20 protein-coding genes are annotated in these 12,261 nt (G+C 61.6%); 8 read left to right on the top strand and 12 right to left on the bottom strand.

Going from position 1 to position 12,261, the window contains the following annotated elements:
* Positions 1-130: 130 nt before the first annotated feature.
* The 3 genes from KBY83_RS12825 to KBY83_RS12815 all read right to left on the bottom strand — a co-directional run bounded on the left by KBY83_RS12825 (position 131) and on the right by KBY83_RS12815 (position 2,012).
* Positions 131-496 carry an AbrB family transcriptional regulator gene (locus KBY83_RS12825; protein WP_255019912.1) on the bottom strand — a complete coding sequence of 122 codons (366 nt, stop codon included), beginning with the start codon at positions 494-496 and terminating at the stop codon, positions 131-133.
* A gap of 93 nt (positions 497-589) precedes the next feature.
* Complete coding sequence (locus tag KBY83_RS12820) at positions 590-1,231, bottom strand: hypothetical protein (protein ID WP_255019911.1); 642 nt, start codon at positions 1,229-1,231, stop codon at positions 590-592.
* 139 nt (positions 1,232-1,370) lie between these two features.
* Complete coding sequence (locus tag KBY83_RS12815) at positions 1,371-2,012, bottom strand: thermonuclease family protein (RefSeq protein ID WP_255019910.1); 642 nt, start codon at positions 2,010-2,012, stop codon at positions 1,371-1,373.
* Between the two features lie 83 nt (positions 2,013-2,095).
* Here KBY83_RS12815 and KBY83_RS12810 point away from each other — a divergent pair, with 83 nt between their 5' ends.
* Together KBY83_RS12810 and KBY83_RS12805 are read left to right on the top strand one after the other, a co-directional pair.
* Positions 2,096-2,440 carry a hypothetical protein gene (locus KBY83_RS12810; RefSeq protein ID WP_255019909.1) on the top strand — a complete coding sequence of 115 codons (345 nt, stop codon included), beginning with the start codon at positions 2,096-2,098 and terminating at the stop codon, positions 2,438-2,440.
* A 47-nt stretch (positions 2,441-2,487) separates the two neighbouring features.
* Complete coding sequence (locus KBY83_RS12805; protein ID WP_254937253.1) at positions 2,488-2,715, top strand: Nif11-like leader peptide family natural product precursor; 228 nt, start codon at positions 2,488-2,490, stop codon at positions 2,713-2,715.
* 470 nt (positions 2,716-3,185) lie between these two features.
* Here KBY83_RS12805 and KBY83_RS12800 read toward each other — a convergent pair whose 3' ends face one another.
* The 9 genes from KBY83_RS12800 to KBY83_RS12760 form a co-directional block, all read right to left on the bottom strand.
* Complete coding sequence (locus KBY83_RS12800) at positions 3,186-3,467, bottom strand: DUF1651 domain-containing protein (RefSeq protein WP_255019908.1); 282 nt, start codon at positions 3,465-3,467, stop codon at positions 3,186-3,188.
* Positions 3,468-3,477: 10 nt separating this feature from the next.
* Positions 3,478-3,762, bottom strand: coding sequence for a galactose oxidase (locus KBY83_RS12795; RefSeq protein ID WP_255019906.1), 285 nt, complete (start codon positions 3,760-3,762; stop codon positions 3,478-3,480).
* Between the two features lie 65 nt (positions 3,763-3,827).
* Positions 3,828-4,751, bottom strand: coding sequence for an RAD52 family DNA repair protein (locus tag KBY83_RS12790; RefSeq protein ID WP_255019905.1), 924 nt, complete (start codon positions 4,749-4,751; stop codon positions 3,828-3,830).
* Between the two features lie 103 nt (positions 4,752-4,854).
* Positions 4,855-5,481: a siphovirus Gp157 family protein gene (locus KBY83_RS12785; RefSeq protein WP_255019903.1), complete on the bottom strand. Its 627-nt coding sequence runs from the start codon at positions 5,479-5,481 to the stop codon at positions 4,855-4,857.
* 52 nt (positions 5,482-5,533) lie between these two features.
* Positions 5,534-6,004 carry an SLOG family protein gene (locus tag KBY83_RS12780; RefSeq protein ID WP_255019902.1) on the bottom strand — a complete coding sequence of 157 codons (471 nt, stop codon included), beginning with the start codon at positions 6,002-6,004 and terminating at the stop codon, positions 5,534-5,536.
* Positions 6,005-6,310: 306 nt separating this feature from the next.
* Complete coding sequence (locus tag KBY83_RS12775; protein WP_255019900.1) at positions 6,311-6,493, bottom strand: hypothetical protein; 183 nt, start codon at positions 6,491-6,493, stop codon at positions 6,311-6,313.
* Entirely contained in the window at positions 6,483-7,070 is a 588-nt protein-coding gene (locus KBY83_RS12770; RefSeq protein ID WP_255019898.1) for a mobile mystery protein B, read from the bottom strand. Before KBY83_RS12770 ends, KBY83_RS12775 begins: the two co-directional genes overlap by 11 nt.
* On the bottom strand, positions 7,067-7,528 hold the full coding sequence (locus KBY83_RS12765; RefSeq protein ID WP_255019897.1) for a mobile mystery protein A: 462 nt from the start codon (positions 7,526-7,528) through the stop codon (positions 7,067-7,069). The genes KBY83_RS12770 and KBY83_RS12765 overlap by 4 nt, the downstream gene beginning before the upstream one ends.
* A 239-nt stretch (positions 7,529-7,767) precedes the next feature.
* Positions 7,768-8,955: a hypothetical protein gene (locus tag KBY83_RS12760; protein ID WP_255019895.1), complete on the bottom strand. Its 1,188-nt coding sequence runs from the start codon at positions 8,953-8,955 to the stop codon at positions 7,768-7,770.
* 642 nt (positions 8,956-9,597) lie between these two features.
* Here KBY83_RS12760 and KBY83_RS12755 point away from each other — a divergent pair.
* The 6 genes from KBY83_RS12755 to KBY83_RS12730 all read left to right on the top strand — a co-directional run bounded on the left by KBY83_RS12755 (position 9,598) and on the right by KBY83_RS12730 (position 12,190).
* Positions 9,598-9,789 carry a hypothetical protein gene (locus KBY83_RS12755; protein ID WP_255019894.1) on the top strand — a complete coding sequence of 64 codons (192 nt, stop codon included), beginning with the start codon at positions 9,598-9,600 and terminating at the stop codon, positions 9,787-9,789.
* Between the two features lie 29 nt (positions 9,790-9,818).
* Positions 9,819-10,094, top strand: a complete 276-nt coding sequence (locus KBY83_RS12750; RefSeq protein ID WP_255019893.1) for a hypothetical protein — start codon at positions 9,819-9,821, stop codon at positions 10,092-10,094.
* On the top strand, positions 10,094-10,288 hold the full coding sequence (locus KBY83_RS12745; RefSeq protein ID WP_255019892.1) for a hypothetical protein: 195 nt from the start codon (positions 10,094-10,096) through the stop codon (positions 10,286-10,288). Before KBY83_RS12750 ends, KBY83_RS12745 begins: the two co-directional genes overlap by 1 nt.
* Before the next feature lie 95 nt (positions 10,289-10,383).
* On the top strand, positions 10,384-10,875 hold the full coding sequence (locus tag KBY83_RS12740; RefSeq protein WP_255019891.1) for a hypothetical protein: 492 nt from the start codon (positions 10,384-10,386) through the stop codon (positions 10,873-10,875).
* On the top strand, positions 10,872-11,069 hold the full coding sequence (locus KBY83_RS12735; protein WP_255019890.1) for a hypothetical protein: 198 nt from the start codon (positions 10,872-10,874) through the stop codon (positions 11,067-11,069). The genes KBY83_RS12740 and KBY83_RS12735 overlap by 4 nt, the downstream gene beginning before the upstream one ends.
* Positions 11,066-12,190, top strand: a complete 1,125-nt coding sequence (locus tag KBY83_RS12730; RefSeq protein WP_255019889.1) for a hypothetical protein — start codon at positions 11,066-11,068, stop codon at positions 12,188-12,190. Before KBY83_RS12735 ends, KBY83_RS12730 begins: the two co-directional genes overlap by 4 nt.
* Positions 12,191-12,261 lie beyond the last annotated feature (71 nt).

Here is a 12,261-nt window from a genome sequence, read left to right as displayed (position 1 = left end):
CACCCGGAGCATCGTTGCCCTGCAAGAAGGACATGCTGTCACAGGCAGTCTGCTCGCGCTGGCCTGGCTGAATCACCCCTCGTTTGTAGGTGGACTCGCTTGCCCGCAACAGCAACAGGCAGATGATTGATCACTCCTCGTCATCGCTACCGCCCACGGGCACTAGGCGGATCTGCTTCTTTCCGAGCTTGATTTCGAACTCATCGCCGGGAAGTAGGTCGAGCACGGCGGTGTAGGCCTTGCCCACCAGTAGGTTGCCGTTCCCCTGAACAGTTGCGACATAGCTAAGGCTGCGTCCACCTTTGCCCCGGCCGGCGTTATTGGCGCCGAGGCTCACACCCTTAGCGCCCAGCAAGGCCTCATAGAACGCAGTGAAGTTGAGGCGTTCGCTGCCGTCTTTCTTGTTGCTCACATAGCCGCACTCACGCACGAGCTCTGACTTGGAGACATCGCCCAGTTCCTTGACCTTGGCGAGCAGTTCAGGACCGGTAAACATAAGTGAAAAACAATATCCCCTCTAGGAAGATACCAGCCAGATCACCACTGTCCAGTCCTGATGTGTTTGATGCGTACAGGCCGCTCCACGGGATCAATCGATTGCTCTAAGCCGCGCCTTCTCTGCTGAAACCATTGAGGGGTATTTGTTTGCCCAGATTTGGACAGCTGGATTGGCAACTACGTAGGCATCCCAGCTGCAGCTATAGGTTTTGAGTGTACGGGCGCAGTCCAGTGACGCAATGCGTGCCTTCTCGGCTGACTCTGCTTTGATCTGATCAATTCGCCCCTGGAGATCCTTGTTGACCTCCCCGATGCTCAGCCCTGTCATACCCATCATTTCCATCATGAACTGATTGGCTGGGACATTGTTCTTGAAGCCAACTGCCGTCGCCTGAATATTGCCGGCTTCATCGACGTAGTTGATCGAGAAGGTGTAGTCGTGTTTTTTGGCAGCAAAGCCGATCAGGCCTGGTATGCCAAAGAGCACAACGCCAGCAACGCCCATGCCCACATCAGTCTTGCTTCCTGAGCCACCCTGCGACCAAGAGAGAACCTGCTCTTTCTTGATGACAAGTCCAGGGGTACCGATCTGACCATTGGCCAGGGTGACGGTGCATTCCGAGCCGCCGGTGCAGAGGGCTTGATATACCGCGGCCACACCAGGCGTAGCCGAGAGTCCGATTGCTGCTGCTGCAGCAGTGCTGGCCGCAAGTCGATAGATGGAGGAGTGCATGATCAGCAGCTGAATGACTCCCATCTAGAACCTCAAGTGCCGCAAAATGCTGATAACTGCTGAATCAATGCCAACACCGCATAGGCATAACGTTTTATATACAGATGATTCCATTTGGGTTGGCACTTTGGATCGCTGCTTATCGCAGAGAAGCGCAGGCTTCCCCATCGCCATTGCCATCGAGATAGCTGTGCCCCTGGCGCAGCAGCTCCTGGGCTTTGGCATAGGAGCTGCTTTCGCTGCAGCGGTAACGGCGGCCGCCTGGGGTTGTGCCATCAGGGATTACCGCTGAGCGGCGAGCGCGGCGGAAGTCCCACGGCCGGGTGATGCCGCCCGGCACCTGCCAGACCCCGTACCGGCGCCGGCCGGCACGGTATTCCGCGTCCAGGTATTCCTTGGCATCGCAGCCGCTCAGGTACTGGCGGTAGGCAAAGGCCTGGCCGTCTTCCACCAGCGCCAGGTTTATGTTCACGCCGCTGAAAACCTCGGCAACTGAGCGGCCGTAGCGATCGGTGGTTTTGATGTTGAGGCTTACTTCCCTGCCGATCGGTAGGCGCTGCTGCAAATACGTGCGGGCCTGCTGGCCGTATGGGCTTTGGGCCGTCTCGGGGGCATCGATGCAGGCCAGCCGCACGGTGAGGGCCTTGCCCGCCTGACGCACGCGGATGGTGTCTCCATCTCCGATGGAGAGCACGGTGGCCTTGACGCCCTGAGCGACTACTCCAGCTGGCCAGGCGAAGACCGCCAATGCCACCACACCCAGCAGAAACTTTCTAGCCATTGCCGGAGTTTGCACCGGCAGCCTTTTCATGCTGTTCCTGCATGACTTAGTTGCAGCTGGCTGATCCGAGCCAATCTGTATCTATGCCTCAAAAGATGCTGGGCCGCAATCCTCTGCTGCTTGCCTGCGCGATTGCAGCTTTGGCGGCAGGAAGTGCTCTAGCCCAGCAGCCAGTGCAACCTCTGCCCAAGGTTGGAGACTGCCCGCTTGGTTACTACAGCTCAGGCGGCTACTGCGTGCCCAGCTCTGGTGGTAACTCCCGCGGCGCCATTGAGAAAAGTGGTGCTGGCTGCCCGCTGGGTTTCTATTCCTCTGGCAACTACTGCCTCAGCAGCCCTAGTAACGAGCGGGAAGCGATCCAGAAGAGCGGCAAGGGATGCCCGCTGGGTTGGTATTCATCAGGCGGCTACTGCGTCAAAAGCCGTTGAAATCTGTCCTGCCAGCAGTTCTATGTTGCAGATCTTGCTGAGCTGCCGTGCCCCAGAGCGAGCTACTGCGGTTTCTGGCCCAGGTGAAGGCTGATCCAGCCCTGCGGCAAATGATGGCTGATGCCCTCACCGCTGATGAGGTGTCGCTGCTGGCCCAAGAGCGGGGCTTTCTGGTCTCTGGCAGCGACATCCTGCGCTTCCATGGCCAGTCGGCTTCTGGGATCCGCATCAGCCGGATCGACCACCCTGGCGAATATCCCGGCCGCTACTACTGAGCGCGCTTTAGCCCGCAATCTGCACATACAAAACAAAAACCCTGAGGTTTGCCCCGGGGGTCGTCGTGTCCTCACACGCTGGAGCGTGGAATGGGCTTGCGAAGCTGCTGACGTTGGAACCTGGGGCCATGCATTCCAGGTGTGGGGCGGATGGTCCTCCTGAGGGCACCTGTAGCGGTGCGGCTGGAGTGTCGATCAGTCAGGCGCACAAGGTGAGCGGCACTGGGGAATGCTGCTCTCTTGCCCGGCTGAACGACCCGCCTACGGATAGATAAAGACTGTTGGAGCAGGAGCCTGTAGTCAGCGTGCTTCTTGAACCTGGCGGGGTGGCGTGTCGTCCATGTTGGGCGCCTCCTGGGTTGATGAACACAGCATCGCTGCGCTAGCTGCTCAGCACAATCAGCTTTTAAACGCATTGCATCTGGCTGCAGATCGGAGCAAGGTGGGATTGCTTTGTGGCCTGCAGCAGCTCAGGCCCTGCGAAATGGTGGCGGCGTCCACTGCGGCTCGCAGACCTGCCAGCCCGATCTGCGCTTCTGGGCCCAGAGCTTGATCGCCTCATCTCGCATCAGCTCCCTGCGATGTTTGAGCAGCGGTGGCTCCCCGCCGGGCATCACCTCTCCAAAAGTCACTTCCAGGCTCTGACTCCAACGGTCGTAGCGCTGCGGCTGGAAATGGAGCACCTGACGGCCATCGCTGATCCAGCACTCCCGAGGGGAGAGGGGCGGGCGATTCTTGTCTCCGACGTTCATCAAGAGCTGCTCAGGCCACCTCCGGCGCCCAGCCCTGCTGGCGGCTCATGTCATCAGTCCAGCCCTGGCAGCGGCTGGTGAGGTGCTCGCCATGGGCGATTAGCCCCTGATGCAGCTGACAGGTGAGCACCGGGATGCAGTTCACCCCGGCGTGATGCCGAAACCAGTCGCAGGTCATGCAGACCTTCCGGCTGCGGCTCTTCTGCAGGGCTCTCTCATCGAGGTAGGACCACTCCTCGATCGGGATTTCAAGCTTGGCGGCCAGAGCCGCGGGTCGGGGGAGAGGGGCACCCATGAATCATTGCCAATGCGTACGCATGTACTAGCACGGTTGCCCCTGTCGCGTCCCGCCTGATCGGCTCAGCCGTGGTGGATAGCGGCTGTTTCTGGCTGGGCCTGGTGCTGAACCAGAAACGTCTCGATCCAGTCATGGTGCCGCCGCTGACAAATCCGATCAGCGATCGAGGGGGCCTCTTCCGGCACCTGAAAGCGCTTGCGAAAGGCCTTAGTGAACCCCTCCAGAGCAGGGCGGGGCAATCCCCGAACGGTGGCGAGGATCTGCTGGATGGTGCCTGGATCGAGCGGGTCAAGGCTTGGATCTTTCTCTTGCTGCGCAGGTGATTGGGGCTGCTGCCGGGAAGCCGCTTCTGCTGGCCTGCTTCTGGTGTTGGCGTTGGGGGCCGCAGTGCCTGAACTGGTGACCTCCCTTTGCTGCTTGTCGTAGAGCGCCAAACCAAACGGATTGCCAAAGGTCATCAGCGCCCGTTTCATCGCATCGGTCTCGGCCTCCTTGATGGCGGACTCATGGGCCTGGCCCAGGTCCACGTCGATGCCATGGCCGGCGCCAGTGCCCTCACGAACCAGTGGCGTCATGCCTCCGGCTGTGACGGTGATGCGTACGCGGGCGGTGTAGGTGACGCCCCAGCCGGGTTTCTGATCTCTGCCGATGGTTCGTTCTGCCTGGGCAACACAGCGGACGACGATGGTTTGACGCTGCCAGCCATCGAAACCAAAGATGCGGTTCGCTTCCGCGATTACCTGCCAACCCTCCAGATAGCTCACGCGGCTGCGGCCCTGCTCCCTCTGGCGGACGTTGGCCCGATCCAGTGGAGCGGCCAGGGCGCTGATCTGCTCCCTGCTGAAACCTCCAGCAGAGCTGCGTGTGTCTTGCGGGGCGACGGAAGTGCTGGCGTCAGATCGACGCAACAACGCCAGAGCGGAAGGCTGCGGGCCAGCGCTCTGGCTGGAGCTGGCTGTTGGACGCTCAAGGGTGGTAGTGGTCATGGGCTTTGGGCGCGTGGGACGCCGGTGATGGGAACTGGTCGTGAACAAAGGAAGGGGCCCGCCAGTGCAGCGGGCCATGCGCGGGGGGCTCTGCCCCCTCCGGTCAGTGGATGCGCCAGGAGCGGCGGGAGAGCAGCTGAGCGCCGGTGATCTGGCGGCCGGCCTTGAGTGCCTCTTTGATTGCGTTTTTGTCTGGCTTGCTTGTGGTGGAGAAGGTGAGCCACTCGGCATCGAGGGCCTGCTCGTCGTCGATCACGACAGCTGAGGATTTGCGGCTTGAGAGCTCGTGATCAGGGAAGGAGAAGCGCGTAGCCGCTGGCTGCAGCTGGGTCAGGACAAAGATCAGCGATTCCTCCAGGGCATCAGCCCGGCCGGCATCGCTACGGGCCAGATCGGCGAGCCGCTTGGCCTGCTGCTGGCGGTAGGCGGCCTGACCGCGCAGGTGCTCGATTACCCAGCAGGTGGCATCTGCTTTGGCCGCCAGTGCCGCCTTATTGCCCTCTTCTGCAAGTAGGGCTGCCTCCAGCTCGGCGAGGGCCAGTGCCCGCTGCTCGGGATCATCAGCTTCCAGCTGCTCGGCCAGCTGCCCGATGGCGGTGGTGAGCTCCTGGGCCTCGCTGCCCAGCTGCCAGAGGGAACCGGATCGCTCTAGGGAGCAGGCAGGGCCTGCCGTGGAAGGAGGCGCTAGCGGTGTGACGGCAGCGGCGGGGATGGGAGTGAGAACAGCCATGGCAGGAATGAGGAGAAAGGGGAATAGGGGAAGAGGGGGCAATGCCCAGGAATCAAGGGAGGCTGGGGGCGTGGCTGATCTGCACCACAGAGAGCGGCACTGGCGCATGGGCTGCCAAGCGGCGGGCTTCTCTCACCAGCGAGGCGGTGCCAGCGCCACCGGGGAACGCCACCACCAGCACCGAGACCGGTGCAGCAGCGGAGCTGAGGGCATCGGCCCGGCTAATCGCCAGCTCGAGTAGCTCCCGATTGCGGATTGGCCCGGCAGCGCGGCCATGACGGCGCCAATCGGCGGGGAGCACCTCAACCGACCAGCCCAGCTGATGGGCGGCGCGACCGATGGTGCGATCAGCGCCGCGGGCCCCGCCATGGAGCAGCCCATGCACGAGCTGGCCGCTGGTGCGGGCCAGAAGGACAGCGGCGATCTGCGCGGGCAACCAAAGCAGATCGCGGCCACCGCCGGCCACGATCACAAGCGAGTGGGATGGGGCTATTGCAGGGCTAGATGAGAGATAAAGATCCATGAATCAGCTGCCAGAGGTGACAACTGACCGGGGCAACACACCGCAAATAAAAGAGCGTCTGTGATGGCGAGATCAGGGAATTGGATTACCGCAGGCGATGGGCTTGGGGCCTTTGGCGCAGCCCTTATTTTAGCAGTACAAGTGCACTTATGGGCTGGCAGAACCGCTGCAGGGCAATGGATCTATGCAAAGCCTGGCCATGATCGGAGGGATCTGCAATTGATAAGCAGCCCCACCAGATTCAGCTCTGAATAGCCAACCGGCCGCGCAGCCGCGCGAGGAAACTTGGAACCTTCCCCTTCCCCATCAACGCGGGCGAATGCCCGGCCACCGCAGCCGCGGGAGAGCGGCCATGCCCACCACCCCCACATCGCCGGCCCCAGAGCGGAGGGCGGCGGCGGCTGGCCGATGCAGGCCACGGCCCAGCCGTGGCACGCTGAAGGACGGCCGCTGCCGGCCGTAGCCCTGCTGCGATTGCTCAGGTCGCACGCGCAAAGGCGAGTAGGGAGCTGAAGTTGCCTCGGTCGGCCTGCTGGAGAGCGGCGATGTATTGCTGGCGCAGGCCTGAGGTATCGACCAGGGAGCTGCTGCCTCCCCAGGAGAAGCGAGGTGCCCCTAGCTGCTCGATCAAGACATCAGCGATCAGGCGCGCATGGCGGCCGTTGCCATTGGGGAAGGGGTGGATGGAAACCAGTCGGTGATGGAAACGGATGGCGATTAGATCCACCGGATCCACCTGGTGCTCCACCTGAAAGGCGATGTCGGCAAGCAATGCCGGCACCTGCATGCGGATCTGGCGCCAGTCGGCACCGATGCTCTTGTCGCTGCTGCGGTACTGACCGGCCCAACGCCAGCTCTGGCCAAACATTTCGCGATGCAGACGCCGCAGCCAGCTCTCTTCCAGCGGCCGGGGCCGACGCTGGCGTGACAGCCAGAGCAGGGCGGCCTCGATGTTTTGTTGCTCCCATTCGTTGAGCTGGCTGCGATTCACCAGATGAGAGGGCAGCAGTCCTTCCAGCTCCTCGCCATCCAGCGATGTCGCCCCGGCCGGAAGGCCGTCGTTCAATCCCACAGCCGGGTGCCGCTGGTGCGCAGGATCTCCTCGGCCATGGCTTCGATCCGCTCCTTAGTACCGGCCGAAGGCGATCCAATCGGCTGTGCCTCCAGCGCCATGGTGCGACCGGCTCGCTGCTGCCACTGCTGAGCTAACCGCAGGGCCTGCCTCCACCGCATGTCCCGCAGCGGCCGCCTCGGCACCAGGGCGTACTGAAGATCGCAGTCGAGGGCCTCGGCGACCCGCCGCAGGGTGCCGAGCGTGATGGCGTCAATTGCTTCGGCATGCTCCAGCTTTCGCACCCCGGAAGCCGTGATCTCCAGGCGGTCTGCCAGCACGGCGGAGGTCATTCCCAAGGCTTCACGGATGGCCCGCAGCCAGCCCGCTGGCGGGCGTGGCGGCAGAGGATGACTGGCGGTGCCTTGAAGCACCGCATCCATCTGGGCGAGCCGCAGCTCCTTGGGATTCATGGCGGATGGGAGCGATCAGTCCCGCTTGGGGCCTTCGTAAGCAACTTATCACTCCTGCTGGAAGCCGGCTAGAGAGAGCGCTGGGTTGCCTTCACGTCTGCCTTAGGGAGTTATCGCTCTCCCAATAGGTTCCCTTCGGCTCCTGTGGCCTGGCCGCAGAGCTGCTCAGCCCCAGGGAAACTCGAACAACTCCGCTAGCCGCACACCCTGCTGAACGTTGTGGATCGCAGTTGGGACGTTCATCGGCCAAGACGTGTCGCGGCCCGCTCGAAAGCGTCATCAACAACGTCATCACCACACCACTTGCTGTAGGCAGCAAGGTGAGTTTCGACGCTGTGCCCCATGGCTGCTGCCGCGACTTTCGGCGGCAATTCGCAGATCAGGTGGGCTCGATGGGCGTAGCCATGCCGGGCGGAATAGAGGACCAGTTTCTCTCCTTCTGCCTCGTACTGCTGGCGAAGCTCCTGCCAGCGACGGCGCCTACGCATGTACAGGCCCATATCCTCGGCGCCAAAGCCCGGGCGCATCGGCGGTAGGGGCTGGGCCTTGAACTGCTCCAACAGGTTCCAGGCTTCTGCCCAGTCATCGCAGGGCAGCAGCCGCAGCGGCCTCGGTTTTGTCTCTCCCCTGCTGGTGTTCTTGCGGTAGTTGCACCACAAGCGGCCGCCGCGCAGCTGAAGGTGTTGCAGCTCCTCCGGTCTCAGCCCGTAGGCCGCCAGCAACTGGAACGAGAAGCGCCAGCGGGCATCCGGGATGGCCTCCACCAACTCCAGGATGTGGCTCACCTCGATCGGAGTAGTGATCGTCTTCCCTTCCCGCTTGCGGCCTACAAAAGGGTCGAGATCTAGAGGTGGAGCCCACTCCACAGGCAGAGCGCCGTTATCGACTCCCCATCGCAGCAGCGCGGCGGCCTGCTGCACCTGCATCTGCCGGCCACGGGAGCCAGGTTGATCAGACCACCGCGCCGTGACGGCTTCCAGCAGTTCCCGGGGATTGGTGGGCGGTTTCTTGCTGGCGAGGATGGCCAGCAGTTCTGCCATCCGGCGCCGATACACGGCCTCCCAGGTCCGCGGTTTGATGGCGCCGCTGCTCAGCTTTCGGGCTTTGAATCGCTCAACCAGCTCAGGCCAATCAATAGGGCCGGCCGCTTGCTCAGCTGTTGGTTCAGCTGCTGGCTCATCGCTGGCCAGTGCAGCCGCAATGGCCCGGTCAAGTGGTATCCCGTCGATGTGGGCAGAGTGGATCGCCAGAACCGTCTCTCGGATGACATCGGCCTGGTCATGCGCCCATTCGATGGGCAGCAGAACCTGATGCCGACCGCCGGCTGCATCGACCGTGAGGCGCGTACGGCCCCGCAGATCGGAAACGCGCCAGCCGCTGCTCGTGCCTCGCTGGGCAAGGGAGAGGCGCAAGCCGGAGCGCAGCACCGAAATCCAGGTGTCAGAGGCTCTAGAACCCCCCCATGTGAGCAAATATGTGAGCAAATCGACCCCCATAGGTTGGCACGGCCAGGCTTGCACTGCCATCCCATTGCACGCCAAACGGCTGTTGCAGCAGTGCTTTTTGGCCTAGACTCCAGTCCTTGCAATCGATCTCTCAGGCCTGCAAAAGAGAGTTTTGGGAGCACTAGGTCGCAGGTTCGAATCCTGTCGCCCCGATTGACAAAACCCCTGCAGCCCAAGGCTTTCCAGCCTTGGGACAGGTTAAGAACAGGTCGAGGCAGTCCGCCCTGTGTGATGAATGTGTGATGAGGACTTTTGGGGCGGGTGTCGCTCATCCCCCTATTGACGAGGCTTTTGGCCTTCTGTAAGGTCCTGATAAGCAGAGCTGATTCCACCCGAATCGACCTAGCGACTGATCTCCATCAGACCCCCAGAGAGATCAGCCAACAAATCCCTATGGCGGTGCAGCCAGTGGGGTGCCTGACAGGGGATTAGGTAACGCCGACGCATCCATCACTTGGCTTCTGATCAGGGCCCGGGGCGAAAACGACTTTGATCAAGCGGGTGGGTATTGGCAGGCGGTGGGAGCTAGGGAGCCCTGCGCTAGCTGCTTGACCCCCAAGGGGCATGACCGATTTCAAGTACAAAGGCGTTCTCGTCACCGAGAACTGGCCTGCTTCTGTGCGGATGCGCGGAGCAGATAGGCCGTCTTATGAGCGTTGGACTGCCACCTTCAATGATCTGACCACGCTGAATGCGAACAGCAAGCGGGAGATCAAGGCTGTCATCACAGCCACCCTTCAGCAGGTGGCAGCGTGATGAGCATCCAAGCCACTTGGCTTCCAACCGTGGAAGCTTCTTCTGAGCTATCCGTTAGCAAGAGCCATCTGTTTCTGCTTAAGCAGCGCGGTGATCTGATTGCAGGCCGTCATTACTACAAAGCGACAGGGCGGAAGTTGCTTTGGTGCGTTGATGCAATTCGCGCATCACAGATCGAGCGGAGCATTGCTGCCAGGCAGCAGAAGAACCCGCCGGAGACCTACCGGATCGGAAGCGCTGCAGAAACCACCCTGATCGCCCAAATCATCGAGCTTGAAGCCGAGGCTCTGGAGGTGATCAAGTGATGGCCCTCTCCCTCTCGGCCCTGGAAGCCCGCGTTCGCCGCCGGCTGGCCTGCAACAACGAAAGGCTGTGCATCCCACGTAGCCAGGGTGACTGGAATGACCTGGGCATCCATGTGGTTGACGCCAACAACGTGGTGATTGCCAGCGGTTGCACCATCGAGGGCCTGGCCACCGAGCTGGAGGTGGCTGAGTGATGCGTGACTTACAAGGTTTTACTCTCATAGGCCACCCTTGGGAGCATGAGGTCCCCAGTAGCGGGGTAATGCCGGGTGCTGCTGATGGCTGGGGAGTGGCTGGCCGCTTCGTGGTTCTGTTCCATACCACCACCGAGACAAACGCGAACTCGATACTGCGCGATGGCTTCACGCCATCGCCCGCCATTGAGGTAGGGGGCTTTGCCGCGCTGGGCGGGCCTGGTGGCCGGCAGATGCCTCCGGGCATCTGGGCATCCATCAGGCCAACAGTCCCCAACGACAGCGACGTTTGGATGCCCGACGTTGCTAACCATCCATGGGCCGTGCTGCAGATAGTGGCGCCCATGACGGTGCTGTCAGAGCGGTGCGTCATCGAGCACACCTGGACGGTGGCGCAGTTCTGCCTGCGGCCCGATGACGTACTGGGGGTGACACTGCTGCTGCCATCGCAGATGCCCCTGCTGATTCACCCTGAAACGGTGAAAAATATGGCCTCTTACCGGAGGGACTACCACCACCCGAGCCCGTACCTGGACGCGATCGACGAGGCCGCAGCGAGCAACCCGAACCGGAAGTGGGCGGCATGACTGAAACCATCGCCGCGCCAGTAACCAACCGCCAGAAAACCTGGCTGATGCTCAGAGGTGTGACATCACATGCCGATCTTCAGGCACTGTCTGATGAAACCCTATGGGAGTGGCATTACGACAGACCCGACGTCTTCACCGCCGCCTGTATCCGCAAGTTGCGCAAGTGGCAGGCGCAGCAGGAGGTGACATGACTTTCGCTGAACTGCCACGAATGGGCAGTGGCAGGGTCAGTGAAGCCAGGCGCCAACACTTCCACGCCCAGGTGCAGGAAGTTGTGGTTTGGATGCGCCAATACGTTCGCCGCCTTGGCTTTGCCCCTGTCGCTCGCTCCTGGCTTTATGCCCTGGAATCTGAGGGCAAAATTACGAAAGGTGATTTCACCTGGGCCAGCAAATGGCTCGCTGATCGCCGCAAGGAGGGTCTCATCCCGTTTGAGCTGGTGGGGGCTGACACCACACGGCAGCTAACCGGCCACGACAACTTTGACGAAGAGGCCACACCACGCGAATACATCAACCGCCAACTCCGGGATTCGCTGGAGCAGGCGGCGATGTACTGGCCCAGCAGCTACTGGAAACACCAGACCAACTACCCAATCCTGTGGAGCGAAAAGAAAGACGTGCTCAAGCTGTTCAAGCCAGAGCTACCCGATGCCATCCGCCGCTTTGCCGGTAAAGGGCAGGCCGATGTAAACAGCCGGTTGGCAGTGGTTCAGGAATGCCAGTGGGCACAGGAGAACGATCTGCAGCCCGTGATCCTTTACGTCGGGGACCATGACCCCAGCGGAATCAAAATCAGTGATGGCATCGCCGGCAACCTGCGCCAGATCGCGAAGGTCGAAGACTGGGAGTGTGGGCTAGATGAAATGGAGAGCGATGGACGCATCGTTCGCTTCGGTCTCAATGCCGACTTCATCAACAATGCCCGCCTGCTGTGGATTGATGGGCTGGAAACCGCACGGGATGAAGCTAAGGGCACTAACGACCTGGCCAACCCGCGCCATCCCGATCACGGTAAGGACTATGTGCAGAGCTATCTGCTGGAGTTCGGACCACGCAAATGCGAAAGCAATGCACTGATCGCAAACCCAACTGCCGCCAGGGCGCTGATCCGCGATGAGCTGTGGCGGTGGCTGAGCTATGCCGGCCACAAGCAATGGGAAGCGGAAAACCACGATGCCAGCAAAGAAGCCGCCGCTGCCGCTGAGGGCATCAAGCGGATGCTGGCAATGTTCGATTCAGCCGGGGTGCTCTACAACCCAGGGCTGATTCAAAGTCTGGCACAGGCGAGCTTGCCTGGGCTGCCAGCATGAGTTGAGGTCGGCGGAATTGCCTCCTCCCTGTGCCCGAAAGCCATTCAGCCGCAACAGATCTCGATCTTATC

It is taken from the genome of Cyanobium sp. WKJ7-Wakatipu (assembly GCF_024345355.1).
Lineage (GTDB): Bacteria > Cyanobacteriota > Cyanobacteriia > PCC-6307 > Cyanobiaceae > Cyanobium_A > Cyanobium_A usitatum.
This window is presented reverse-complemented; position numbering and strand designations above follow the sequence as displayed.

What these genes read in the sequence shown, in the direction of transcription:
- KBY83_RS12825 (WP_255019912.1), bottom strand. Translation starts at nt 496, where the DNA reads ATGTTTACCGGTCCTGAACTGCTCGCCAAGGTCAAGGAACTGGGCGAT.
- KBY83_RS12820 (WP_255019911.1), bottom strand. Translation starts at nt 1,231, where the DNA reads ATGCACTCCTCCATCTATCGACTTGCGGCCAGCACTGCTGCAGCAGCA.
- KBY83_RS12815 (WP_255019910.1), bottom strand. Translation starts at nt 2,012, where the DNA reads ATGGCTAGAAAGTTTCTGCTGGGTGTGGTGGCATTGGCGGTCTTCGCC.
- KBY83_RS12810 (WP_255019909.1), top strand. Translation starts at nt 2,096, where the DNA reads ATGCCTCAAAAGATGCTGGGCCGCAATCCTCTGCTGCTTGCCTGCGCG.
- KBY83_RS12800 (WP_255019908.1), bottom strand. Translation starts at nt 3,467, where the DNA reads ATGAACGTCGGAGACAAGAATCGCCCGCCCCTCTCCCCTCGGGAGTGC.
- KBY83_RS12795 (WP_255019906.1), bottom strand. Translation starts at nt 3,762, where the DNA reads ATGGGTGCCCCTCTCCCCCGACCCGCGGCTCTGGCCGCCAAGCTTGAA.
- KBY83_RS12790 (WP_255019905.1), bottom strand. Translation starts at nt 4,751, where the DNA reads ATGACCACTACCACCCTTGAGCGTCCAACAGCCAGCTCCAGCCAGAGC.
- KBY83_RS12785 (WP_255019903.1), bottom strand. Translation starts at nt 5,481, where the DNA reads ATGGCTGTTCTCACTCCCATCCCCGCCGCTGCCGTCACACCGCTAGCG.
- KBY83_RS12780 (WP_255019902.1), bottom strand. Translation starts at nt 6,004, where the DNA reads ATGGATCTTTATCTCTCATCTAGCCCTGCAATAGCCCCATCCCACTCG.
- KBY83_RS12765 (WP_255019897.1), bottom strand. Translation starts at nt 7,528, where the DNA reads ATGAATCCCAAGGAGCTGCGGCTCGCCCAGATGGATGCGGTGCTTCAA.
- KBY83_RS12755 (WP_255019894.1), top strand. Translation starts at nt 9,598, where the DNA reads ATGACCGATTTCAAGTACAAAGGCGTTCTCGTCACCGAGAACTGGCCT.
- KBY83_RS12745 (WP_255019892.1), top strand. Translation starts at nt 10,094, where the DNA reads ATGGCCCTCTCCCTCTCGGCCCTGGAAGCCCGCGTTCGCCGCCGGCTG.
- KBY83_RS12735 (WP_255019890.1), top strand. Translation starts at nt 10,872, where the DNA reads ATGACTGAAACCATCGCCGCGCCAGTAACCAACCGCCAGAAAACCTGG.
- KBY83_RS12730 (WP_255019889.1), top strand. Translation starts at nt 11,066, where the DNA reads ATGACTTTCGCTGAACTGCCACGAATGGGCAGTGGCAGGGTCAGTGAA.